This is a genomic window from Sphingorhabdus buctiana, from assembly GCF_042680825.1.
Lineage (GTDB): Bacteria > Pseudomonadota > Alphaproteobacteria > Sphingomonadales > Sphingomonadaceae > Sphingorhabdus_B > Sphingorhabdus_B buctiana.
This window is the reverse complement of record NZ_JBHUEL010000007.1, coordinates 85184-108642: the sequence shown is the minus strand read 5'-3', so window position 1 is coordinate 108642 and position 23459 is coordinate 85184. Positions and strand designations below refer to the sequence as shown.

Annotated in this window: 22 protein-coding genes and 1 tRNA gene; 8 read left to right on the top strand and 15 right to left on the bottom strand. The window is 59.4% G+C overall.

The features are described from left to right. The first annotated feature begins 66 nt into the window (after positions 1-66). Positions 67-2697, top strand: a complete 2631-nt coding sequence (gene mutS, locus ACFSAG_RS07640; protein ID WP_381513124.1) for a DNA mismatch repair protein MutS — start codon at positions 67-69, stop codon at positions 2695-2697. 3 nt (positions 2698-2700) lie between these two features. Here mutS and ACFSAG_RS07635 read toward each other — a convergent pair whose 3' ends face one another. Continuing rightward, a complete protein-coding gene (locus tag ACFSAG_RS07635; protein ID WP_374612099.1) occupies positions 2701-3930 on the bottom strand; it encodes a NupC/NupG family nucleoside CNT transporter in 1230 nt (409 codons plus the stop codon). A gap of 205 nt (positions 3931-4135) precedes the next feature. Between ACFSAG_RS07635 and ACFSAG_RS07630 the strand changes: the two genes are divergently transcribed. The 6 genes from ACFSAG_RS07630 (at position 4136) to ACFSAG_RS07605 (ending at position 8423) form a co-directional block, all read left to right on the top strand. Further along, a complete protein-coding gene (locus ACFSAG_RS07630) occupies positions 4136-4807 on the top strand; it encodes a queuosine precursor transporter (RefSeq protein ID WP_381513120.1) in 672 nt (223 codons plus the stop codon). A 49-nt stretch (positions 4808-4856) separates the two neighbouring features. Next, positions 4857-5768 (top strand): acetylglutamate kinase, encoded by a 912-nt coding sequence (gene argB, locus ACFSAG_RS07625; protein ID WP_381513117.1) that lies wholly within the window; start codon positions 4857-4859, stop codon positions 5766-5768. A 107-nt stretch (positions 5769-5875) separates the two neighbouring features. Then, entirely contained in the window at positions 5876-6181 is a 306-nt protein-coding gene (locus tag ACFSAG_RS07620; RefSeq protein WP_381513114.1) for a YggT family protein, read from the top strand. Continuing rightward, entirely contained in the window at positions 6178-7074 is an 897-nt protein-coding gene (gene folD / locus ACFSAG_RS07615) for a bifunctional methylenetetrahydrofolate dehydrogenase/methenyltetrahydrofolate cyclohydrolase FolD (protein ID WP_381513111.1), read from the top strand. The genes ACFSAG_RS07620 and folD overlap by 4 nt, the downstream gene beginning before the upstream one ends. Before the next feature lie 7 nt (positions 7075-7081). Beyond that, entirely contained in the window at positions 7082-7807 is a 726-nt protein-coding gene (locus tag ACFSAG_RS07610; protein ID WP_381513110.1) for a hypothetical protein, read from the top strand. Further along, positions 7800-8423, top strand: a complete 624-nt coding sequence (locus ACFSAG_RS07605) for a MarC family protein (protein WP_381513107.1) — start codon at positions 7800-7802, stop codon at positions 8421-8423. Before ACFSAG_RS07610 ends, ACFSAG_RS07605 begins: the two co-directional genes overlap by 8 nt. Positions 8424-8425: 2 nt before the next feature. Here the strand turns inward: ACFSAG_RS07605 and ACFSAG_RS07600 are convergent, their stop codons facing one another. Continuing rightward, positions 8426-9043 carry an LON peptidase substrate-binding domain-containing protein gene (locus ACFSAG_RS07600; protein WP_381513105.1) on the bottom strand — a complete coding sequence of 206 codons (618 nt, stop codon included), beginning with the start codon at positions 9041-9043 and terminating at the stop codon, positions 8426-8428. Next, entirely contained in the window at positions 9043-9948 is a 906-nt protein-coding gene (locus tag ACFSAG_RS07595) for a tetratricopeptide repeat protein (protein WP_381513102.1), read from the bottom strand. The genes ACFSAG_RS07600 and ACFSAG_RS07595 overlap by 1 nt, the downstream gene beginning before the upstream one ends. A 200-nt stretch (positions 9949-10148) precedes the next feature. On the opposite strand from ACFSAG_RS07595, the gene ACFSAG_RS07590 reads away from it, so the two are divergent. After that, positions 10149-10223 (top strand) — tRNA-Gly (locus ACFSAG_RS07590). 583 nt (positions 10224-10806) lie between these two features. Here the strand turns inward: ACFSAG_RS07590 and ACFSAG_RS07585 are convergent. The 12 genes from ACFSAG_RS07585 to ACFSAG_RS07530 form a co-directional block, all read right to left on the bottom strand. After that, positions 10807-11319, bottom strand: coding sequence for a hypothetical protein (locus tag ACFSAG_RS07585; RefSeq protein ID WP_374612090.1), 513 nt, complete (start codon positions 11317-11319; stop codon positions 10807-10809). Positions 11320-11648: 329 nt separating this feature from the next. Continuing rightward, complete coding sequence (locus ACFSAG_RS07580) at positions 11649-11897, bottom strand: hypothetical protein (protein WP_381513100.1); 249 nt, start codon at positions 11895-11897, stop codon at positions 11649-11651. Continuing rightward, complete coding sequence (locus ACFSAG_RS07575) at positions 11884-13251, bottom strand: hypothetical protein (RefSeq protein ID WP_381513097.1); 1368 nt, start codon at positions 13249-13251, stop codon at positions 11884-11886. The genes ACFSAG_RS07580 and ACFSAG_RS07575 overlap by 14 nt, the downstream gene beginning before the upstream one ends. A gap of 1 nt (position 13252) precedes the next feature. After that, positions 13253-14251: a hypothetical protein gene (locus tag ACFSAG_RS07570; RefSeq protein WP_381513095.1), complete on the bottom strand. Its 999-nt coding sequence runs from the start codon at positions 14249-14251 to the stop codon at positions 13253-13255. A gap of 4 nt (positions 14252-14255) precedes the next feature. Next, positions 14256-15566: a hypothetical protein gene (locus tag ACFSAG_RS07565; RefSeq protein WP_381513093.1), complete on the bottom strand. Its 1311-nt coding sequence runs from the start codon at positions 15564-15566 to the stop codon at positions 14256-14258. Between the two features lie 12 nt (positions 15567-15578). Then, positions 15579-16919, bottom strand: coding sequence for a hypothetical protein (locus ACFSAG_RS07560; RefSeq protein WP_381513091.1), 1341 nt, complete (start codon positions 16917-16919; stop codon positions 15579-15581). Between the two features lie 21 nt (positions 16920-16940). Continuing rightward, entirely contained in the window at positions 16941-17993 is a 1053-nt protein-coding gene (locus tag ACFSAG_RS07555; RefSeq protein ID WP_381513088.1) for a hypothetical protein, read from the bottom strand. 39 nt (positions 17994-18032) lie between these two features. After that, complete coding sequence (locus ACFSAG_RS07550) at positions 18033-19862, bottom strand: hypothetical protein (RefSeq protein ID WP_381513085.1); 1830 nt, start codon at positions 19860-19862, stop codon at positions 18033-18035. A 63-nt stretch (positions 19863-19925) separates the two neighbouring features. Continuing rightward, positions 19926-21362 (bottom strand): S8 family peptidase, encoded by a 1437-nt coding sequence (locus tag ACFSAG_RS07545; protein WP_381513082.1) that lies wholly within the window; start codon positions 21360-21362, stop codon positions 19926-19928. Next, positions 21362-22165 (bottom strand): hypothetical protein, encoded by an 804-nt coding sequence (locus ACFSAG_RS07540; protein WP_381513079.1) that lies wholly within the window; start codon positions 22163-22165, stop codon positions 21362-21364. Before ACFSAG_RS07540 ends, ACFSAG_RS07545 begins: the two co-directional genes overlap by 1 nt. Further along, on the bottom strand, positions 22162-22422 hold the full coding sequence (locus ACFSAG_RS07535) for a hypothetical protein (protein WP_381513076.1): 261 nt from the start codon (positions 22420-22422) through the stop codon (positions 22162-22164). The genes ACFSAG_RS07540 and ACFSAG_RS07535 overlap by 4 nt, the downstream gene beginning before the upstream one ends. Next, entirely contained in the window at positions 22419-23459 is a 1041-nt protein-coding gene (locus ACFSAG_RS07530; protein WP_381513073.1) for a hypothetical protein, read from the bottom strand. The genes ACFSAG_RS07535 and ACFSAG_RS07530 overlap by 4 nt, the downstream gene beginning before the upstream one ends.

Here is a 23459-nt window from a genome sequence, read left to right as displayed (position 1 = left end):
TGGGTATTCCACAAAACATCGCTGCCCCGCTGTTGCCTTGCCTTGGCAAGCGGTTATCAGGCTGCAATGGACTCACGCCCCGCCAAGAATGTTGCGCTGCCCGGCCTTGAAACGCCGACGCCGATGATGGCGCAATATCTGAAGCTGAAGGCGAAGGCCGGGGATTGCCTGCTCTTTTACCGGATGGGCGATTTTTTCGAGCTCTTCTTCGATGACGCCAAGGCTGCGTCGCAAACGCTCGACATTGCGTTGACCTCGCGGGGTGAACATGGCGGCCAACCCATCCCCATGTGCGGCGTGCCGGTGCATGCAGCCGAAGGCTATCTGGCGCGGCTGATAAAGGCAGGGCATCGCGTTGCCATTGCCGAACAGACCGAAACCCCGGAAGAAGCGAAGGCGCGGGGCGGCTCCAAGGCTCTGGTCGCACGCGACATCATCCGTTTTGTGACAGCAGGCACGCTTACCGAAGACAGCCTACTCGAAAGCTGGTCGTCAAACATCCTTGTGGCGCTTGCAGAGGCTGGCGGAGAAATTGGCCTCGCAGCCGCAGACATCTCGACCGGCTATTTTGAAGTCAGCTGTGTTTCCGCGTCCGCGCTCGAAGCAGAATTGGCCCGCTTGGGGCCAAGCGAAGTGGTGGCGCCCGGCGGATTTGCGGCGGCACCCTATGGTGCGATTGACCGGCCGCGCGATGATTTCGACAGCATGGCAGGCAAGACCGCACTCGCCCTGCATTTCGGCGGCACCGATTTCGATGTGTTGAGCCGCGCCGAACTCGCCGCGGCAGGCGGATTGCTCGCCTATCTGGAGCATGTCGGGCAGGGCAAGATGCCCTTCCTCAAAGTGCCGGTTCGCCGCGAGGTGCAGCAATTTTTGCTGATCGACCAAGCGACGAGAGACAGCCTGGAGATCACCCGCTCCGCCAATGGTGGCGGGCGGACGGGCTCGTTGCTCGCCGAAGTAGACCGGACGATTACCGGCGCAGGCGCGCGGCAATTGGCGGCGGACCTTTCGGCCCCGTTGATGGACAAGGGCGCTATCGAAGCACGGTTGGCGCTGGTGCAATGGTTCCACGACGCACCGCTGCTGCGCGACAGCACGCGCGCGGCGTTGCGCCAATTGCCCGATATTGCCCGTGCTTTGGGTCGTGTGGTCGCAGGGCGCGGAAGTCCCCGCGATTTGGGGCAAATACGCGATGGTCTCGATGGCGCACGCATCCTGCGCGAGCGGCTGGGCGCGATGGCCGAGCGACCTGCATTGCTCGAAAGCTTGCTCCCCGCACTCGACGGGCATGGCGCGATGGTCGACCTGTTTACACGCGCATTGATTGCAACGCCGCCCACCGAAGCAAGCCAGGGCGGCTATATCGCCGAGGGCTATGACGCCGCGCTCGATGCATTGCGCATGGCCGGGCGCGACGGGCGGGCGGCAGTCGCCGCAATGGAAGCGCGTTACCGCGCCTCGACAGGAATTGCGGCTCTCAAGATCCGGCACAATGGCGTGCTTGGCTATTTCGTCGAAGTGCCCGCCAAAAATGCCGACCCGTTGATGGCAGCGGGAAGCGGCTTCACCCATCGCCAGACAATGGCAGGTGCGGTGCGTTTCAATTCGCCCGAACTGCACGAAGAGGCGCTGCGGATAACGCAGGCGTCTGGCCATGCATTGGCAGCTGAGGCTGCGCATCTCGAAGAATTGATCGGGCATGTCCTGACGCGGCGCGACGCGATTGCCGCGAGCGCCGATGCGCTTGCGCGGATAGACGTCGCGGCGGCACTGGCCGAACGCGCGGCAGAGGGGCGATGGTGCCTACCCGAATTTGTTTCCGGAAACGAGCTGCACATCGAAGGCGGGCGCCATCCCGTTGTCGAAAGCGCGCTGGCGCGGCTGGGTGAGCGCTTCATCGCCAACGACTGCGATCTGGCACCCGAGAAACGACTCTGGCTGGTGAGCGGCCCCAATATGGGCGGTAAATCCACCTTTCTGCGGCAGAATGCGCTCATCGTCATTCTGGCCCAGGCCGGAAGCTATGTTCCGGCGAGTTCAGCGCGGCTTGGGCTGGTCGACAGGCTGTTCAGCCGTGTTGGCGCTTCGGATAACTTAGCGCGCGGGCGTTCGACCTTCATGGTCGAAATGGTCGAGACCGCAGCCATCCTTGCACAGGCGACCGAACGCAGCTTCGTGATCCTCGACGAGGTTGGCCGCGGCACTTCAACCTATGACGGCCTCGCAATCGCATGGGCGGTGGTCGAAGGCATCCATGAAAGCAACCGCTGCCGCTGCCTGTTCGCCACCCATTATCATGAATTGACGCGGCTGGCGGATACGCTCGATGCGCTCTCGCTGCATCACGTCCGCGCCAAGGAGTATAATGGCGACCTCGTGCTGCTCCACGAAGTGTCGGACGGCCCCGCAGATCGGAGTTACGGTATCGCCGTCGCCAAGCTCGCAGGCCTGCCACCGGCGGTATTGGCGCGCGCGGCGCAGGTACTGGAAAAACTCGAAAAGGGTCGCGCCGAAACCGGCGGGCTCGCCGCAGGTTTGGGCGACATGCCCTTGTTCGGCGCTGCACTCGATGCCGCAGAGGCCAAGGTCGATGCCGTGCGTGACAAGCTTTCCGGCTTAGACATCGACGCGCTCACCCCAAGGCAGGCTCTCGATCTGCTTTATGAACTGAAAGGGCTTGCGGGCGAGGAGTGATCCTCACCCGAGCGACAGGAACAGCCCTGCCAATGCCGCGCTCATCAGGTTCGACAGCGAGCCTGCTGCCAGCGCCTTCAAGCCCAGTTTCGCAATCATTGGCCGCTGGTTGGGCGCAAGGCCGCCGGTGACCGCCATCTGGATCGCGATCGAACTGAAATTGGCGAAACCGCACAAAGCAAAGGTGACGATGGCGACCGTCGGTGCCGACAGGGTCTTCATTGCGCCCAAATCAATGAAGGCTACAAATTCGTTGAGGACAATCTTGGTGCCGAACAGCCCGCCTGCTGTAACTGCCTCGCTCCAGGGAACGCCGAGCAGGTACATGACCGGCGCGAAGACCTGGCCCAATATGCCCTGGAAGCTCAGTCCTTTGAGCCCGACCAGATTGCCGATCCCGCCCAAAACGCCATTGGCCAATGCAACGAGCGCAACAAAGGCCAGCACCATCGCGCCGACGGCCACGGCCAGTTTCACACCGGTCTGCGCGCCTTGCGAAGCGGCCATGATCAGGTTTGCAGGCTTTTCATCATCGTGCATGTCGAGCGCGATATTGGGATCGTCCACCGCGGGTTCGTTCGGATCGTCGGGCATGATGAGCTTTGCCATCAAGATACCGCCGGGGGCCGACATGAAGGCGGCTGCGATCAGATAGTCGATGCGGATGCCCATTGAGGCATAGGCGGCGAGGATCGTCCCCGCGACCCCGGCCATGCCGACCGTCATCACGCAAAATAGCTGCGCCGGGTTGAGCGTTGCCAGATAGGGGCGGATCACCAGCGGAGATTCCGACTGACCGACAAAGATGTTCGAGGCTGCGCACAGGCTCTCGACCTTTGAAATCCCCGTGACCTTCTGCAATCCGCCGCCGATCCAGCGGATCACATATTGCATGATACCGAGATAATAGAGGATCGAAATGAAGGCAGCGAAGAAGATGATAACGGGCAGCGCCTGAATGGCAAAATTCTGGCCCAGGGGATCGGTGGCAAGACCGCCAAAGAGGAATTTGGTGCCTTCATTGGCATAGCCGAGCAGGTTCGAAACGCCCGTTGCCGCGCCTTGCAAAACCCGGTTGCCCCAAGGAACATAGAGCACCAGCGCGGCCAACCCCGCCTGCAATGCGAAAGCCGACAACACCACGCGTGGGCGGATCGCCTTGCGGTTGGAGGAAAGCAGGAGGGCGATCAAAAGGATCAGCACCATTCCGGCAAGGCTCAACAGGATTTGCATTACTTGGTCTCCCCAAACCTCTCGAACGTCGTCGTGCTGCGCACTTTTCCGCACACATAACGACCGAGGCCAGCGGTTTATGCGGAGAAATCAACCTCGAAACAAGTTCGGCGTGACGATAAGCTGTGAATAGCCGGTTCGCACGCTTGCACGCTCGAAAATAGCCGCTAACCATTAGCAATCTGACAAAAAGGGGAGCGCCGCGATGACCGACAACCAGAATAGTGGAACGATGATCCCGCGATCCTTGTTCGTCTATGCGCTGCTTTATGGCGGGCTCGTCGTTCTCGCAGGTGTGCTTGGCACCAAGATTTCCGAAATCGGCCCGCTTCATGTGGAATCAGGGATTTTCGCTTTCCTGATGCTGGTGGTGCTGTCGAGCGCGGTTGCCGAACTGCATGGCAAGGATATAGCCGACAAGCTTGTCCGATATGGTTTCATTCCGCTGATCCTGTCGATGGCGCTGATTTTCATTGTTATCCGCATGCCCCCCGCCCCTTTCTGGACCTTGCAGGACCAATTCGCCGGCATATTGGGCCAAGGCGCGCGACTGCAACTGGCAGGTCTGATTTCCTATGGAATCTCGCAAACGCTCAACGTCTATGTCTTCACAAAGCTGAAAGGCGAAGGCACTGGGCGTGCAGCCTGGCTGCGCGGGTTGATTGCGGGCCTGCTCTCGCAAGCGCTAGATACGGTGCTATTCATCACCATCGCTTTTTATGGCGTGGTCGATCCAGGATCAGGGCAGGAAATGCCGATCGTCAACATCATGACCGGCCAGATCATCGCCAAGCTGACATTGGTTGTGGTTTTCGTGCCAATACTGATCACTGCCTGCGTCAAGCTTGGGCAACGATTGGATGCCAAGCCGGCCTGAACCTGCAATATAGTTGCGCGTATTGCGATCGGGCGCTAACCCGCGCCGCATGACGACGCACGCACCCGATGACGCCCAGATGCAGGGGCTGTTGGCCAAGGCCGAAACGCTGACCGAGGCGCTGCCTTATATGCAGCGCTATGCCGGCAAGACCTTTGTGATCAAATATGGCGGCCACGCCATGGGTGATCCCGAAGCAGCGCGTAATTTTGCCGAGGATGTCGTGCTGCTGAAAGCTGTCGGAATCAATCCGGTCGTCGTTCATGGCGGCGGGCCGCAAATTGGTGCGATGCTCAAAAAGCTTGGCGTTGAATCGAGCTTTGTCGATGGCCTGCGCGTCACCGATGCCGAAACCGCACGTGTGGCGGAAATGGTTCTTTCGGGCGCCATCAATAAAGAACTGGTCAGCTGGATCGCCCAGGCCGGTGGTCGCGCTGTCGGCATTTCGGGCAAGGATGGCGGTTTCGTGATCGCCGAAAAAGTCGAGGGCACCACCCGTGATCCTGATAGCAATATCGAACGCGCGGTCGACCTTGGTTTTGTCGGAACACCCAAGCATATCGACCGCAGCCTGCTCGACACGATTTCCGAGAGCGGAATGATTCCGGTTGTTGCCCCGATCGGCGTCGATACGACCGGGCAAACCTACAACATAAATGCCGACACCATGGCTGGCGCGATTGCCGCGGCGCTGGGTGCAGCGCGCCTTTTCCTGCTGACCGATGTGGCCGGCGTTCTCGACAAGTCGGGCAAGCTGCTGACAGACCTTGATCCCAAGCAGATTGCGGCCCTGCGCGCCGACGGCACCGTCACGGGCGGCATGATACCGAAGCTGGAAACCTGCATCGCAGCGGTCGAAGGCGGAACCGAAGCCGCGGTTATCCTTGATGGCCGGGTACCGCATGTCAGCCTGCTCGAAATCTTCACCGCACGCGGTGCAGGAACGCTGGTGCATAAGTAAGGCCGGCCCCTTTCCAAACGGGAGAGGGGAATAAGGTGTAATGCCCAGTTGATACAGCGCGCTGCCTCGGCTAATCGGGCGCATCATTCGCTTTTGGAAAGTCCAAGATGCTCCTCGCGCTTATCCAGATCATCGGTTACCTTGTCACCATCGTATCGACCGTAGTGATCGTGCAATTCGTGCTCAGCCTGCTGATCGCGTTCAATGTCGTCAGCCTGTCGAACAATTTCGTCGCCTCCATCTGGCAATCGCTGAACCTCATCCTCGATCCGATGCTGAAGCCCATTCGCAAGATCATGCCCGATACCGGGATGATCGATTTTTCGCCGATCGTGCTGATTATCGGATTGCGTATCATCCAGATGCTTTTGGGCGGCCTTTATAGCGACCTGTATATGAGCGGTGCGCTTTGAGCGGTGCGACGATCATTGATGGCAAGGCGTTTGCGGCCGGATTGCGCGCGCGCATAGCTGAGGCGGTTCCCGCTTTTTCGAGCGCCACCGGTCGCGTGCCCGGCCTGGCGGTTGTGCTGGTGGGTGATGATGCGGCGAGCGCAGTCTATGTCGCCTCCAAAGGCAAGGCCACGGTTGCTGCCGGCATGGCAAGTTTCGAACATCGCCTGCCTGCCGACACCAAACAAGAAGAGCTGATCGCACTTGTACGCCAGTTGAACGCTGACGAGAGTGTCGATGGCATCCTCGTCCAGCTGCCCCTGCCCAAACATCTCGACGAACAGGCCGTGGTCGATGCGATCAGCCCGGAAAAGGATGTCGACGGGCTGACTCCGATCAGCACTGGCCGCCTCGCTCTGGGTCTGCCCGGACTTGTCCCTTGCACACCGCTCGGCTCGCTGATGCTGCTGAAGGATCATATCGGCGATCTGTCGGGCAAGGATGCGATTGTGATCGGGCGATCGATCCTTGTGGGTAAGCCGATGGCGCAGTTGCTGCTCGCTGAAAACTGCACTGTCACCATCGCGCACAGCCGCACCCGCGACCTGAAAGCCCGCGTCCAGCAGGCCGACATCGTCGTTGCCGCCGTTGGTCGCGCCGAAATGGTGAAAGGTGACTGGTTGAAGCCGGGTGCGGTCGTCATCGATGTCGGCATCAACCGCCTTGATCCTGCAGAGGGCGAAACCAAAGGCCGACTTGTGGGCGACGTCGATTATGCAAGCGCGCTCGAGCTTGCATCTGCCATCACACCGGTTCCAGGTGGTGTCGGGCCGATGACCATCGCCTGCCTGTTGCGCAACACATTGGTTGCTGCGCATCGCCGGGCTGGTTTGGCGGACCCTGAAGGGCTATAAGCCGGTGATGACCGGTTACCGACTGCTTTCTACCACCGCCGCAATCGCAATTCTGGCAAGTGGTTGTGCCGCACAACCCATGATGCGCGGCGGTACATCGCCCAGCGCCAATCCCAGCGCGATCATTGCCGCGGAGATCGCATTCAACCGGCTCGCGCAGGAAAAAGGGTTTCGCGCCGCACAGCAAGAAACCGGCACCAAGGATGCGGTGGTTTTCCTGCCGCAACCAACGCTGCTTGCCGATGCGCTGAAGTTGAATGAAGAGCCTGAGGCGACGCCCAAATGGCAGCCGCACAAGGCCTATATGTCGTGTGACGGAAGAACCGGCGTCACGACCGGGGCGTGGCAGCTTCCTGATGGAAAAACCGGCTATTTCACCACTGTCTGGCAATGGCAGGCAAAGGGCAAGCTGCCCAAATATGCCCCGCCCTCCTTCCTGGGCAAGGGCGAATGGAAATGGGTGCTCGACCATGGCGACGCATTGCCTGCGCCTTTGACCGCACCGGAAATGATCGAAACGCGGATCGCCAGTTGCAAGGGCCAACCCAACGCCCCCATTTCAGCGCCGCCCGAAGGGGCGAAAATGAAAATGGGACTGTCGATTGACCAGAGCCTCAATTACACATGGATCGTAATGCCCGATGGGCAGCGAACGCTGATCGTGCGCCTCTGGAATGGCAGCGATTTTGACACGGTGATTGCCAACAAGGTTGCGGCGGCACCCAATGGTTGAGCTGTTCATTTCCGCATTCATCACCTTTTTCGTAGTGATCGATCCACCAGGCTGCGCGCCGATCTATGCCAGCCTAACCAAGGGTGCCAGCGCGCAGCAGCGCCGCGGCATGGCGATCCGTGCCTCGATCATCGCCGCTGCGATCCTCTTCGTCTTCGCGTTGTTCGGCGAAGACCTTCTCGGTGCCCTGCATATCGAACTGAACAGTTTCCGTATTGCGGGGGGCATCATGCTGTTCCTCATTGCGATCGACATGGTATTCGAAAAGCGCACCGAGCGGCGTGAAGAGCGAGCGCAGAAGATCATTGAAACGCCAGAGATTGAGGATGTCTCGGTCTTCCCAATGGCGATGCCGATGATTGCGGGGCCGGGCTCGATCGCATCGGTGATGCTGTTGATGAGCCAGAATGAAGGCATGGACCGATCGCTGGTCGTCCTCGGCGCGCTCGCTTCCGTTTTGTTGCTCACGCTCATCGCCTTGATCGCAGCAGGGCCGATCATGCGCGTGCTGGGTGCCAAAGCCGAGGCGGTCATCACCCGTCTGCTCGGCGTATTGCTCGGCGCGCTAGCTGCGCAGTTTGTGATTGACGGTTTACGGGCCAGCTTCGGCGGCTAGGCCTATTGCAGCGTCATGCGGTCGTCAAAACCATCCTGACGTCCGAAAAACTGCATCAGCTGGATAACCAGTTCGTTGCGGGCGGCGAGACCTTTTGACTCAAGCAAGGCCTGCTTTGCAGCGACATCGAACGGGGCGATCTGGGCAATCACATTCACCAGCGAAAAATCATCGAGCTGGCTGACCGCATTCCAATCAACCGCATAGCCCTGTGCATCGGCAAAGCGGCGCGCCTCTGCTTCGAGCGCGGCGCGTTCGCCAAGCGACAAGGTATCGCTGGTGTCATCCTCGTCCCACAAGGTCGCCTCAATCTGGCGGAACGGTGTGGTCACTTCGAGTTCACGTACCATGGTGAAGCGCTGCAACCCCTCCAGAACAATATTGTAGCGGCCATCGGCGAGTGCCTCGACATCGCCGATGCGACCAAGACAACCCACCGCGAAAAGCGAAGGATTATCACCGCCACCCATTGGCTGGATCATCCCGATCATCCGGTCTCGCGCAAGCGCGTCGCCCACCAACGCCCGATAGCGCGGCTCGAAAATATGCAGCGGCAACTGCATATCGGGCAGCAGGATCGCGCCGCCCAAAGGAAAGATCGAGATCCGCTTGGTGCCCATCAGCCGAACAATATCGCGGAAAGTTTCCGTCGGGTCGCCGCGACCCAGGGATCTTCGAGGCCAATCATGCTGAAAATCTCGAGCAAGCGGCTGCGCGCCGCACCGTCATTCCATTCGCGATCGGTTGCAATGATGGCCAACAGCGCCTCTGCAGCGCCGTCACGGTCATTGGCTGCCATCAATGCGTTGGCAAGGTCATAGCGGGCCTGGTGATCGGCGGGGTCCGCCTCAGCCGCAGCGCGCAACGCACGCAGCTCTTCGGGATCGCGCGCTTCAGCCACGATCGAGAGCTTTGTACCCACTCGTTCCAGCGCAGAGTCGGCACGCTGCTCGTCCGACAGGCTGGTAAAGATCGCCTGCGCTTCGGCGGCACGATCAAGCGCGATCAGCGCTTCAAGCATCCCGGCAAGCGCCGCTTTATGTTCAGGATCGACGCCAAGTATCTCGGTGAAGATCGCATAGGCTTCTTCGTTCGCACCCTCAGCCAAGGCGTCCGCCCCGGCAGCCGCGACTTCATCAAGGCTGGGGCCAGCATCGCCGGCTCCGCCTGCCTGCACTGGCAGTTTCGCCAATAGCTGGTCGAGCATCGCAGAAAGCTGAGGTTCGGTACGGGCATTGGTCAGGTCTGCAACGGGTTGCCCCTGAAACATCGCATAGACAGTCGGGATAGACCGGATCTGGAATTGCGCCGCGATGAACTTGTTCTCGTCGACATTGATCTTGGCGAGCACGACGCCCTTGTCGGCATAATCCGTTGCCACCTTTTCGAGCACCGGCGTCAATTGTTTGCACGGGCCGCACCATTCAGCCCAGAAATCGAGAATGACGAGCTTGGTCATCGACGGTTCGACAACATCGTTGCGAAACGCCTGCACCGCTTTCTGCTCTTCGGTGGTCAAACCCATGCTTGCCAAAGTTCATGCTCCCGGAATTCGAATCATCTGCACGCCCTATGTGGGGTGCGGCCACCATATGCCAAGTGATTGCGTTGCTATCGCCACAAAATGCAAAGCAATTTTGCCGTGATAAAGGGCTTGCGGCCCCTGAAATCGCCTGCTAATGGCGCGCCTCACCCGCTGGACATCACCTGATTCCAGCCGCCAGAGCGGGCGTAGCTCAGGGGTAGAGCACAACCTTGCCAAGGTTGGGGTCGAGGGTTCGAATCCCTTCGCCCGCTCCAGTTTTCCAAGGGTTTAGAAAAACCCTGCTTCCAGACTTTCTATTGTAACGACGCACGAACTATTCGGCAGATCACTCTCCAGTTTCGCGCATTTGTAACACATTTGGGGATGATTACTGCCAAAACGGCATCAATAGTGATAAATATGATTTCATAATTGAATATGATTGCCTTTCAAAGGGGGCGTCATGTCGTTGCTTCGCAGATTGTTCTTTTGCACTTTCGGCTATCATATCCGCTCACAACAGCGCGCGAAATATATCGATAATCATTTGGTTTCAGAGTGCAAATATTGCAGGATCGAGATGCACAAGGATCTTCGCCAAAACCGCTGGTTGATTGGAAATCCAGAATAATATCAGGAATTTAATTGACTTCAAGCAACTGTGAGCTGTTCAGTTGCCGCCGAACCGCTACCGCAATCTATGCTATGAAAAAACCCAGCATCCGAAGATGCTGGGTATTAGTATGGGTCAGTTGTGCCATTCCAATTGGAATGCCCTACGGCGGTATAAGCATTGCCCAATGCGGTCAATTCATTTCATATATAAATGTAAAATACTGCCCACGTCCCAATATATACTCACATCGGCCGGCGGCCGAAGAAAGTCAGTAGCCCTTTCAACAAATAGATCATCGTCCAACTGCCAATCATGTCGCCGATAAATATGCCGATTGTTCCAGAAGTGACGGTCTGGGCCTGTCCTATCAGGCGCATTCCAATATGGTGGAATAAAGCATTCCCGAGAGAACAGCCGAAAGACAGGGCAAGCAGGCGTAGGGGCGTGAGATTTGAAAGACTGGGCTTCAATTTGGTCAGGTAAGCGGCAATGGCAACGCCCAATGGCCCGCCCACCGAGATCATTGCTACAATCACGAGATCGCCCTGCAAGTCTGGAGAAAAATTGAGTTTTCCGGTAAATGCCATGAACAGGTCTGAGAAGAACAGCGTCGGGATGATCCAAAAGCCGATCATCAAATAACCAAGCAGGCGGATGAACGCTGGAAAAAATATCAGGCTCGCGAAACCCAACTCATAATCATCGCCAAATATGACCACCGACAGATAAAAGAGGGCAATGTAGGAAAGTGCCAATAAAATGGCTGCCTGTAATGTAGGCTTCAACTTTCTAAGCATTTATCGGACTTGGACCAACAAACAAATGCCTCCGCTGCTACACTTTGCAACATCAGCAAACAGATTGTCCAGATTTTTTTCGTATGTGAAAAGTTATCTACAGAAGTACTGCCAGTTCTAGGTGATATTTGCTGCAGAACTTTCCCATAATGTATTGTAAAGTATATGTTTAAATTCGCGTTTTGGTTTTGGAAAGTTGCCGCTTCTTTGAAATTGTTATTGCAAACATGTAAATATTAATCACCTGTGCGGAAAATAGCCGCTATCACTAATCTTGGAAGTTGGCGCTAAGACCGCAGCGACCGGCTGTAAAAATCCATCCCGGCCTTCACTCCGTAAATAATCACCCAACTGCCGATCATGTCGCCGATGAAAATGCTGATCGTGCCTGCCGTGACACTGCTCAAGAGGCCGTGGCAAATCATCGCGCCATGGTGAAGAAGCACATTACCGAGCAAGCAACCGATCGAACGCGGGCAGGAAGGTAGAGGAAGATAGCCTGCAAGCCGTTCGAACCGTTGCTTAATGCGCCGCACTCGCCGTTTCTCGTGTAGCTTCAGCCCCGGCTGTTGAGCCGGTTCGACCCTCACCACCTGACGCGCCACTCTCTTCACGTGCAGGTGGAACAAAGCGCGCAGTTTCGATCGACCCTGTGGGCGCATCGGGCGGCGCACGAATTGCTCCGTCAAGGCTGGTGCGACGTTCGGCCAAGCGAGCCCGGGCGGCGCTTGCACGCTCGGCGTCCGCCGCCGCGAGGCGCTCGGTCTCGGCTGCAGGATTCAGGGTATTTCCGCGGATACGTTCGGCATCGGAACTACCAGCGAGGCGGTTCAATGGGACATAGTCCGTGCGGAAGTGAAGCTCTACGCCGCTGTCGAGATCGACCGAACTGTTGATTGCCTCAGTCGATTGGTTGCGTTCGGTCGAAACATAACCGATCGTCGATTGCACCTTTGCCTCCATGCCCCACGGCCCGAACCGTGCACCACCACCAACATCCATATTGGTGCGTGTATCGAACTGCGAACCGCGATCATTTTCGGCCACACTGCTGGCGTCGACGTGCAGGCGCATCGACGCCCGGATGAGTCCCGATTCAATCACTATGCGCTGAAGCCCCATTTGCACCATGGTTGCGAGCATTTGTTGGCGATTGCGCGCGAGGATCTGGCGCGCGAGTGGAACCAATGCTTCCGGATCCGACCCTGGCAGCGACACACCCTCCTCTGCACCAAGCGCGGACCGCAATGCTGCTTCGCTAGGTGGCTGCGCGCCGGGCCGCAGGATTAAGCGCGTGGCGGCATCTTGCTCGGCCTGGATCTCGGCACGCCGTTCACGGGCTTCGGCGGGATCGAGTCCCTCCAATTCGCTCGCCATGTCGATTTCCTCACCACCGTCGATCTGGTAGTGGGTGGGAAAGCGCTCGGCGAGCCAAGCGCGCGCACCCGACACGCCGACATTTGAATCGGCAAATCCTTCTGTTGTCTGGGCGACGTTCCGGATGAGCTCGACAAAAGACGTAAGCTGTTGTTGCTGGCTGTCATTCATGGCCTTGAAGACGCCTGTAATCAGCTCGTTGACAAAGCGGGGAAATGATACTGCGTTCAATGTATTCTGGACGGTTCCAGCCACACGGTCGACCGCGACGCCTGAAAATTCACTTCCAGCATTATGCGCACGGGCCAGCGGGGCGCGTGGCGGCGCCGCGGCCTCCTCAATATCGAGGGCAGCCGAACCGATCTTGGCAAGTGAACCGGCGATGGCCTGGCGCGTTTCCGGGGCAAGCGCGCTATAGGCCGGATCGTTGGCAAGAAGGGCATGCAAGGCACGACGTGCGTCATCGCGCGGAGCGATCGTGGGCGCGGATAAGGGCGCGGGCGGTAAGGCCATATCAGTCCGCCAGCGCGGACCAGACCGAAGCGGGCTGCCCGTTCTGGGTTGCAGGCGAAGGCGCTGGGGTGGCTCCGTCGGCCAGCGCCAGCGTCGCCTCCAGCCAATCGACTGCTGCTGCAATCACCGGATCGGCAAGCTCGACGAGCGGTGCATTGCCGCTTATGGCTTCCAGCCGGTCGGCCAACCAGGAGATCAGGATCATCCCGGCCTTGCCGCGGCGGACATAAGGTTGTGCATCTGGCAATTGCAACTGGCCGCCCGCGCGAGCGATGCCCCGGACCACGCCCCACAGATCGCGGGCGTGAAAGGCCGACCGCATCGCCGGATGGCTCAGTACCGCAAATGCGTCCTTAAGCGTCTTCATCACCTCGCTGGCAATGAAGGCGGTGGCACCACCGCTGTGGTCGCTCAGATTGTGCGACAGGTTGCGCGCGGCACTACGCACCCGGGATTGTGCGCGTATCCCGCCCGACGGATTCATACCGCCCTCCTCCTCCAGCTTTACCAATGCCTCTGCCAGCTCGAACATGCGGTCCTCGAAGCGTGTATTGCGGCCCGTTTCGGCTGAGACGGGCCCGGATGATGTCCCGAAGAGCCGAGCAAAAAAGGCGTTGCGCTCTTCCGCGGTCATCTGCTCGTGACGGGCTCTCCACCAAGCTGCGACCAGCGGCCCTGCCCCGCCGAGATCAACCTGGATCGCTCCGCTCGCCGACAACCCGGCTAGGCTTTCCACCGCAGCGATAATACCCGGAGCTTCCAAATCCGCCGCCAGATAAAGCGAGGCCAGCGCGCGCAATTGAGCACGATCGATGCGTGCCGCCGCCGGTTCGGGCAATTCGATGCCGCTAAGGTCGTCGAGCGCAAAGGCCAGACCCGGTGCGGTTGCCCGGTCGACAAGCCGTTGGCACTGCGCCAGCGCCGCCGCAAGCGCAGCATCGGCGCAAGGTGCGATCTGCGCCGCAGGGGCGGGTGGCGGGGGGATGAGCCGCAGTGCCATCCCGCTACCCCGCGCGAGTTCCGGCCGCACCGCCCTCGGGCTGGTTGGGATTAAAGGGGGTCGAATTGCCCTGGATTACCGACATCATCCCCGGGGTCGCCATCTTATCCAGTGGCAGATAGTCGCTCTTGAAATTGACCCGCACCTCACCTGACAATTTGGCCTTTGCCTCAGCCTTGGATTCACTGGTTTCGTCGACTGCGGAGGCGACAGTCGCAACATGTTCGGTTGAAAATTCATTGGTCATTTCAGCCGAAACAGGCGAAAACCACGAACCATATTCCATTTTTGCTGTATTCTTGAGCGCCGTTGCCGAACGGTCATTCATCGAAGCTGTATATTGGCGCTTTGCTTTATCACTCGACCGCATGTCAAAAATTACTTTTGCATTTATTGAACCATCGGTCACGACTATTCTATTTATACCTAACATTACCATTGACGAAAGCAGTTGCTGGCGCGATTTTGCCATTTGTAATCGCGCGGCGGTGACTAGCCGAAGCTCGGCATTTGCGTCGCTAATATCGGTCACTGGCGGGTTGAGGTTCAGATTACGGCTGATTTCCGCTATTCTTACGGCAGCGTCGTCACTCACAGTCGCGAGCCGTGGTGGCGGGGCGGTTTCTGCCGTCTCAGTACCTTCAAAACTGTCGCTGGTAGATCCGGTGTCGATCTGGAAAACATCTGGATAGCTATCGACAAGAAAATCGCGTCCTGCGGCTTCCCCAATATTGTCTCGCATGAATTGATCTGTCGTTTTTGCGACATTGGCGATCAATTCTCCATATGCCCGCATCTGATCTATTGAGCTCTCAACTATAGCTTGAAAGACATTTTTTATAAGACCTCCAACAAATTTGGGAAAATCGACTTTTTGTACCATCTCCCCAAATTGCTGTACCCCTTGCTTAACAGCTCCCGCCTCAAAATCCTTGCCTGCGAAGCCAGGACTTGACGCCAATGCCTGTTTTGTTTGCTCTACAGCATCTTCCAGCGCGCGTGCAGGGGCAGAACGAGGGGTCGCCATCTCCGCGGGCAGCGTCCCTTTCGGCAGTTCGCCGCGCGCCTCACGGTCGGCAACTTCGGAATAAACCCCGTTCGGGTCTGCCATGAATGACAGCACCTGAACGGTTGCTTTGGCCATTCTGGAACGCTCTTCATCGGACAGATCAGGAAAGGTCGGGATGGCTGTAAGCAAGCGCTGTACCGCGCCGCGCGCCGCTTCCAGGGCATCCCTCGTTTGGCCCGGCGCGGTGCCGCCGGCGTTTAGGCCGGTTGAGCGATTCTGAGGCGGTGGGGCAATATTGACGGACATCGTGTCGATTCCTCAAGCTACCGGCGCTGCGGCAACGGGCGCCGCAGCGACCGGTGCAGGTGCAGAAGCCGCTGCCGGGGGTGCCGCGCGCGGGCTGGGCACGACATTCGGATCGACCGGCGTCGAATTGCCCTGAATGGCCGCGATCATGCCCGGCGTCGCCATCTTGTCGAGCGGCAGATAGTCACTCTTGAAGTTGACATCGACCACACCGGAAAGCTGGATCTTGGTCTGGATCGCTGCTTCGCTCGATTCCGATGCCGAGGTTGAGGCGGTGATGATCGGTTTATTCTCGTACTGGTATTTGCCTTTCGAATAATAGTCGGCGTCATAGTCATTGCCGCCGCCTTCGCCGCGCGTGTAGCTGCTTGAGACATTTCCGCCCGAGTCATATTCGCCCGAACCTGAATGGGTGGTCTGCACCGATCCATCCTTGTTGCGAGCAACGTCCATCGCGGTCGCAGAGCGGCGCTTTTTCAGACTGTCCTGCGCCTTGACGTCATACATTATCTTGGCCGAAATCTTGCCATCCGTGACAACTATCCTATTGATTCCCATAAGAACTATCGACGCCATCAACTGCTGGCGCTGGCGCGCGAGTTGCATGCGGCTATTCTCGACGAGCGCTTTTTCGACATTCTCGTCGGAAAGGTCGAGGCTCTTCAGCGCTCCGTTCTCGAATTCGAGCTTGTTGTTGACCGCCTTCAGCGCCTCGCCCTCGTCGACGCCTTCGCGCAGTCGCAGTCGTGGACCGGGATTATCCTCATCCTCGCTCATCCCGATGTCGAAAAGGTCGGGAAACTGATCCACCATATGGTCGCGACCCTGATTGGCGTCGACATTATCGTCCATAAACTGCTTCAAACTGGTGGCTACCGAAGCAATCATCTTCTGATAGGCCTCCATTTGGCGTATGGAACTATCTGTAATAGATTGGAAAACTCCGTTTATCAGCCCAGAAACAAAGGTCGGGAATTTCACTTCGCGTAGCAATTCGCCAGCGACCTTGGCACCTTCGCGTGCAGCATCGGCAGTGAAATTATCCTGTCCGATCGCATCGACCGCCGCCTGTTTCTGGTCCCAGGTCGCTTCGCTGGCGCTATGGTCGGTCCCTCCGCCAAGATCGAACAGGGCCTGCGCAGGGGCACCTGGTTCGAGGCGCTGGCCCTCTATGCCTTCGGGCCGTGCGATATAATCGGCCACCAAGGCAGTGTTCCTGGCGATGTCTTGCTGGTCGGCAAGTGACATGGCCTTGAACGCCGGCGACTGGGTCAGCATTTGCGCCACCGAGTGACGAACGGCACCGTGCGGAACAGGCATGGCTGGCGGGGGGGCAATATAGGACGTCGTCATCGGACTCACTCCAAAAAAGGATCAGGCCGCGCGCTGCAAGGCTTCGGCGGGAAATTCGAACTCCACCGGGCGCAGATAGAGGCTAACTCTTGGCGCGGTTGCACCGTCTGTGCGCAGGCTGACGATCGAGAACCTTCCCGGCCAATGCTCATCCTCTGGTGTGAATGCGTTCATCCACCGCTCAAGGGCTGCAAGCCCACGCGGGCGCTCGGACAGCCCCATGGTCAGCAAACTCAGGAAGCTTGGTGGCACATCGGGGATGGCGTTGAGCAGGACGTAAATCTCGAAATCGGGTCCGTTCGGTCCGTCGCCAAAGGCAAGCAACGCTGAATTTGCCGGAAGATCGAAACGTCCGCCTAAGATAAGGCCGATCATCTGCATTATCCCCGGCAGCCGGTGCCCAAGCCCGAGCGCATCGAGCGCGGGCTGAAGATCGGCGAGACGGAGCGGCTGGGTTACCGCAAAGGTCAGTCGCTGGCCACCGGCGTCACGTTGCGCGGCAACGGTGGTGAACAGCGGGTATAGCCCCGGCACAAGCTGCAGCGCAGTTTGTACTACCCGCGCGAGCGACATCGGCAGATTGTCGATGCTAACGCGTCCGCCTGGTGTTTCGTAATACACCTTAGATGCGTAAAGGCCGCCACGGTCATAGGCTGAACCGATAAATGCACCGAACCCGAGCTGGCCGTTGCTCGACCCGAAACCACGATAGGGCTCGCTCGCCCGGTCGAACCAGTGCAATGCATCTCGCCCCATATATTGGTCGAGCAGGCGTCGCATCTCGCGGGTCGCTTCGTTACGCCGGTCGACGGCCGACGCTTCGGGCGGGAGCGGCTCGATAGTGTAGCGCACGGTATTGGGCTGGCTTTCCGAAAAGCTCGGCTCAAACGGCGGGGCCATGGGCATCAGGGCGTTGTGGCGATAGCGCGGATCATCCTCGGGATAGGGGAAGGTCCGCATGAACAGGTCGCGCAAAGGCGTGAACGCATCGGCCGAGCCAAGCGCGCTCGATGCGCGCGCCAACTTGTCCTGCAGCGTCAACGCCAGTGGGCGGTGCGATGATCGGAAGGTCATGGTCGTAACTCCTCAAGTGACGGAACGGGACGGGACGGCTTAATGCCGCACCGCGCTGCCGTTCGGCCACGCCGGCCGCCCGACTCCAAGCCCGAGACCGATGTCGCCAATATCGTCGAGCATCTGCCGCGCCATCGCTGGAATAGGGATAGGCTTGGACGTCATCTGCGGTGCCTCACGCGGCTGCGCCATTTCCTCGACCTGGCTGTCGCTGGTCGCGGTGTCGGCTAGCCAAAGCTCGCAGGCGTTGACGAGATCGTAGTCGTTTGGATTGACCGTAGCGCGATGGTCGGGCGCATTGTCGGGGAAGCGGACCGACGCCATGTCGATAATTGCCCCAGTCGGATTGTTGATCCGTGCGATATTGTTGGCAAGCCAAGCGGTGATGATCGTGCCGCATGTCGCCAGCGTACGGTAACGACTGCTCGTCCGCGCTCCGCCAAGCTCGTAGGTCGCAACCTGATCGACAACCTGCCACATATCCCGCGCACCATAGGCACCCAGGATTTCGCGGTCGCCGAGCAAGCTGATGATCCCGACGATCTGCGCCTGCAACTCGCGCCCGGCATAATGCGCCATGCCATAGCCATGAAGCGAGAGGTTGCCGGCAAGATCGCGGGCCGCCTTGCGCACCTGCTGCTGGCTGATGGCGCTCGGCGTACGGGCGCGCAGCAGCTGGTCGACTTCATTCTGTCGAACGAAGGAAGAAACCGACGAGACGAACCGCAACCACAGGTCATTGAACTCGCGATTGACCAACGCCCCTGGCTCGCCGCCCGGAACGCCGAGCGTGATCGCCGCAAAATTGCGCCGTTCCTGCTCGCTCATCCGGTTGGGTGCCTCGCGCCAGTAATTGTAAAGACGCTTGCCCGCCTCTCCCGGGCCGATCGGCAGCATGCCGTGCTGGAACTGTTCAACAATCCGGTCCACAACTTGGAAGACCTTCAGTTCCTCGAACATCGCGGCGCAGATCATCGGACCCATGACACGGACATTTTCTGCAACGATGGTATGATCGAACAGCGTGTCGAGGTCGGGCAAGTCGATGGCCAGGTCGGCGATCGAATCTTCCGATCCCACATTCTGGATCTTGTTCAGCTGTTCATTGACGCGCCGACGAAGCTGCGGTTCATCTTGCGGGATCTTGCTGTTCTTGAGACCGCGCATCACCTTGGCAAACTCTTCGGCCTTGACGTTCGGACGGACCCCACCAAAACCGTCGGGATCGCCTTCTCCGGCAAGAATGGCCAGAACGCGCTCCGCCAGATCGCCATAGCTGCGTGCCTCGCCCAGAGCCGCAAAAAAGCTGCGGGTGAATTCGCGATACTGTGGATCGTTTTCGTCCGGATACAGGGTTTTGCCGTTCGGGTTACCCTTTGCCTTGACCCCGATTTCGCTTCCCTCCTGGTCGACCACGGCAATTGCCGGTGCGGTTACGCCGTCGGCCAGAAGCAGGCCTGTGGTGAGAGAAATGAAGGCGATATCGGCAGACAGCAGACCTATCAGACTATTTGCCTCAAAAGCTTTGCGCATGGCTTCCATCGAATTCAAGCCAGCGGGCAGCAATACCCCCTCGTCATGGCTGGCCAGACGAATTGAAAGCCCACCCTGTTCATTCAACAGCGTGCGTGTGGCCACGAAAAGCGGATCGCAAACTTCAACCGGTTTGTTCTTGCTTTTGATGGAGGCCTGGATCTCGCTTAATATATCTTCGACCCGCTTCTTTTCCTTGGCATCGGACTCGCTGAATATCCGCTTGTCTTCTTCCATCTTTTCGAATTTGCGTTTTTGGTAGTTGAGCCTGTCGAGCTCGCGAACTTCGCGCCGGGCAATGTCGCCAAACCGCGTGAAAATATTGATGATTGCCATTGTCGTTACTCCTTAAAATTCGTCTCAGATGATCCTGATGGTGATCAGGGGTGAATTCAGGGTTCAGCCGTCATCGGCACCTCCATCGGATTCGGGGACGGTGCCGTAGCCCGGCGTTGCATCGATCACGCGATCGAGTGCCGCCAGGGCAGCCGCGCCGTCGAGGATACCGGCGCCGCAACCTGAGCCATCGACTGCGGCAAAGGGTTGGGCGGTGGAAACCAGCAGTTGGCGGACCAAATGTGCATCGATGGGGAAAGCGCGGCGATGGCTGCGCGCCACCAGCAATGCGGCCACGCCTGTGACAAACGGCGCAGCAAAGCTGGTGCCAGACGCAAGCTGATAGCCATTGAGCGCGCTTGTCAGCACTCGCTCGCCAGGGGCGCAAAGGGCGACATGGTCTCCCCTGGTCGAAAAAGGCGCTGGAACCCGGTTGTCCTGGACTGCGCCGACTGCAATTACTTCGGGAAAGGCCGCAGGCCAATATCGGGTCTCGCGGCCGTTATTGCCGCTCGCCGCGATCAGGATGCAACCACGGGCGATCGCATAGGCGACGGTTTCGGCATGGGGTTTGGGACTGTGCGGGGCAAGTGCAGCATCGTCTGTGCCAAAGCTCAGATTGATCACTTTCGCCCCGAGATCGACCGCGAGCTTGAGCGCCAGATCGAGGTCGCTGATCGCGCCAACTCCGACCACCTTGCTATTCGGCAGCCGGGCAGCGGCGAGAGCGCGCAATGGCAGTATCCGGCAAGCACCGCCGATGCCGCGCGGCATCCCGCGTCCGCTCGCCGCAATTATCCCGGCGCAGCCCATGCCATGACCGACGAACAGGTCCGACGGACGCATGTCGGGGTCGCTATGGTCGCCAAGCAGTTCGATATCCGCAGCGACGTCGCCGGGTTCGATGCGGACAGTATCGAAGCCTGCCCGGAAGCTGCGGGCGAATTCGGGGTGCCGGTCGTTGATGCCACTGTCTATCAGCCCGACCAGCACACCATCATCGCCCGGTTCATGCGCCAGCGCCTCGCGCATCCGCACCAGATCGCGGCTTGCCCAACCACCATCTTCGTCGTCGGGCATGGGAAATGCGCCGCCGACATCAAACGGCGTTTGAGTGGTATAGTTCAGGCTGACGCCTTCCACATTGGTAACCTGGGCAAGCGCGTCGCACAGCGCATCGGTCGGCGTGCCCTGCGGCACGCGCAGCATCAGTGTGCGCGCTATCCCAGTAGAATGCTCGATCGCGTCATAGCCAAGATGGGTTGCACCGGGCGATGGCGGATGGGCTGCAGCCGGGAAAAGTCGAGCCGCCTTGAACTGGCTTGCCAGTTTGCGGGTGATCCGATCGATCGGGCCATCGCCGTCGATCGATTGCGCCGCGACCTGGGTGCGCCGTGTCACGTCGCGCACCGTGGGCATGTCGTCAGGCGTTTCGCCAAGAGCCAGCTTCAGCAGCAGGCTGGTTGGCGACGCCTGTTGACGGAGGGCAGGCGTAGTCATCATGGCACCGCCGCCAATGGAACAGGCGGCGCCTCGATCCGGCCGGAGAGATTATGCTGGGCTGGGGCAAATGCCGAAAGATCGAAACTCATCGCGGTCGCGCGCTGTGGCGAATTTTCGACCGTCAGTTCGCCGACCCACTGGTCTTCGCCGGGCGCGATTACCAGTTCACCCGCGTTCGAGCTCAGGATCGAAACCGGTCGGTTGCCGATCCGCACTTGCGGGAAAAGTCCCGGGCGCACCAGGTTGCGTCCCGTGACGCGAACAAGGTGCGGATTTTCGGCGCTATCGCTGGCTATCGGCTCGACCCGTTGGACCAGCGGCGCACTAACCCGCGAGAGTGCCTTGCGCAGCCGGTCGACCGGCAAATTGGTGATGCGGCCGATGGCACTGACCCGATTGCTGTCTTCAACCTCCTGCAATTGCCGTACGGTCCGCACGCCGGCCCATTCCAGCCGCTTGCGATCCTCGTGGGTGAGTTCCTCTATGTCGTCGAGCGACTGGTCATCCGGTTCGTCGGCGAAAGCCCGCGCATTCTCCTCGATTGCCGGCCGCGTTATCGTGGTGAATACAAGGTGGAATACGCTGGCTTCGCCCTCGCCAGCCGCCGCCGGGCGAATGCGGATTTCGCTGTCGTAAAATTCAACATGGGCGCGCAGGTCGAGGTTGATGTCCTTGATCGCAAAGGTGAGCGGAAGATTGGCGTTGCGCGCCTTGAGCGCCATGGCCGCCTGGGCATTGTCGAGCTGGCTCTGCACCGCCTGGATGAAATCCTCCAGCCTCAGGGTGACGGCGCCATTCATGCTGCCGCCTCCTTTGGCTCGGCCGCCCAGCACACCCGAAGCTGGGCCGGCGGCGGATCGAAGGCGGTGCGGAACCGGAAAAGCGGAACATCCCCGATTAGCACCGGTCCTTCCGGATCGATAGCGACGCGGATGTCGAGCGGTAGTTCGAGTTCGAGCGTGGTCACCTGGACCAGGCGACCGGCTTCGCGGCTGGCGTCGAGGGCGCCGCTGGCAATTTCGCCAAGCGTCTGACCAAGGAGGCGTCGGCCGTTCATGTCGTGCCTCCGGGTGCGGGCGGAACGGCAGGAGCAGGAGCAGCTACCCCGGCGACGGGAGCAGCCTGTGGCGGCGTTGCGGGCAATGCCGCCGGTGTGGGCGGAGCAACCGGCGGCGGCGCGCTGGCTGTCTGCGGCGCTGGACCGGAACGGCGACTGTGACGTTCGAGCAGGGCGCGCTGTGCCTCGCCAACGAAACGGTCGAGCGGCAGTGTTTCAGAGGCGAAGTTGATACGGACATTTCCTGTTACGTCGGCGCGCAATTCGCTGTCCGATTGTGCATTGACCGCAACGGTTGAGACGGTGGTGATCGCACCCTCGCTTCCACGCGCACCCCATTGGGTGCCACCCGATTGCGGATCGTTCGACGTGGCATATTGAACTGCAGCGCGATCAGCGGCCGCCGCCCTGAACTTGAGGGCAGCTGATACCGTCCCGTCTTTCACGACCACCCTTTGCATTCCGAGCAAAACCATCGTTGAAAGTGTGGACAGGCGGTTTTGCGCAACGCGGTTGCGCGCGGCGGGAAGCACGCGCTCCTCGAGCAACTCCGCCGTCAGCTCCTCGCCCTCTGCACCGAAATCGGCCAGCCAAGGCGGCGACAATGCGTCCTCATCGTCGGGTGAACGCAGCGCAGCGAGCGTATAGCTCCCGCGATCTTCCACCAAAGTGACATCCTGCGGATATTGTTCGACCAGCCAGGCACGAACCTGCCCGGCAGTCACATTTTCAGCAGCGAACTGATCGAGTGGCTTGGCGACAGCCGAAACCAGCTCGGCAAAACCCTCTACTTGTTTAATGCTGCTGTCGACGATTGCGTCATAGGTTCCATGCAGGAGGCTGGCGACAAAGGTTGGAAACGCAATCTCGTCCATCAAAGCGCCAGCGCGGCGACCCAGCGCGTCGGTCGCCTTTTCTTTCGGCGCGGTGCTGGCCTGCTGGTCAAAGGGCGACGGAGGTGGCGGCTCCGATCCTGCAGTATCGGTCGGCGCCGCGATGGTCCGTCCGAAAGCGTCGCGGGCCAACGCGGCAGCCAT

Bases quoted from the DNA above. Each gene is read 5' to 3' on its own strand.
- mutS (WP_381513124.1), top strand. From the start codon at position 67: ATGGACTCACGCCCCGCCAAGAATGTTGCGCTGCCCGGCCTTGAAACG.
- ACFSAG_RS07635 (WP_374612099.1), bottom strand. From the start codon at position 3,930: ATGCAAATCCTGTTGAGCCTTGCCGGAATGGTGCTGATCCTTTTGATC.
- ACFSAG_RS07630 (WP_381513120.1), top strand. From the start codon at position 4,136: ATGACCGACAACCAGAATAGTGGAACGATGATCCCGCGATCCTTGTTC.
- argB (WP_381513117.1), top strand. From the start codon at position 4,857: ATGACGACGCACGCACCCGATGACGCCCAGATGCAGGGGCTGTTGGCC.
- ACFSAG_RS07620 (WP_381513114.1), top strand. From the start codon at position 5,876: ATGCTCCTCGCGCTTATCCAGATCATCGGTTACCTTGTCACCATCGTA.
- ACFSAG_RS07610 (WP_381513110.1), top strand. From the start codon at position 7,082: ATGACCGGTTACCGACTGCTTTCTACCACCGCCGCAATCGCAATTCTG.
- ACFSAG_RS07605 (WP_381513107.1), top strand. From the start codon at position 7,800: ATGGTTGAGCTGTTCATTTCCGCATTCATCACCTTTTTCGTAGTGATC.
- ACFSAG_RS07600 (WP_381513105.1), bottom strand. From the start codon at position 9,043: ATGGGCACCAAGCGGATCTCGATCTTTCCTTTGGGCGGCGCGATCCTG.
- ACFSAG_RS07595 (WP_381513102.1), bottom strand. From the start codon at position 9,948: ATGGGTTTGACCACCGAAGAGCAGAAAGCGGTGCAGGCGTTTCGCAAC.
- ACFSAG_RS07575 (WP_381513097.1), bottom strand. From the start codon at position 13,251: ATGGCCTTACCGCCCGCGCCCTTATCCGCGCCCACGATCGCTCCGCGC.
- ACFSAG_RS07570 (WP_381513095.1), bottom strand. From the start codon at position 14,251: ATGGCACTGCGGCTCATCCCCCCGCCACCCGCCCCTGCGGCGCAGATC.
- ACFSAG_RS07565 (WP_381513093.1), bottom strand. From the start codon at position 15,566: ATGTCCGTCAATATTGCCCCACCGCCTCAGAATCGCTCAACCGGCCTA.
- ACFSAG_RS07560 (WP_381513091.1), bottom strand. From the start codon at position 16,919: ATGACGACGTCCTATATTGCCCCCCCGCCAGCCATGCCTGTTCCGCAC.
- ACFSAG_RS07555 (WP_381513088.1), bottom strand. From the start codon at position 17,993: ATGACCTTCCGATCATCGCACCGCCCACTGGCGTTGACGCTGCAGGAC.
- ACFSAG_RS07550 (WP_381513085.1), bottom strand. From the start codon at position 19,862: ATGGCAATCATCAATATTTTCACGCGGTTTGGCGACATTGCCCGGCGC.
- ACFSAG_RS07545 (WP_381513082.1), bottom strand. From the start codon at position 21,362: ATGACTACGCCTGCCCTCCGTCAACAGGCGTCGCCAACCAGCCTGCTG.
- ACFSAG_RS07540 (WP_381513079.1), bottom strand. From the start codon at position 22,165: ATGAATGGCGCCGTCACCCTGAGGCTGGAGGATTTCATCCAGGCGGTG.
- ACFSAG_RS07535 (WP_381513076.1), bottom strand. From the start codon at position 22,422: ATGAACGGCCGACGCCTCCTTGGTCAGACGCTTGGCGAAATTGCCAGC.
- ACFSAG_RS07530 (WP_381513073.1), bottom strand. From the start codon at position 23,459: ATGGCTGCCGCGTTGGCCCGCGACGCTTTCGGACGGACCATCGCGGCG.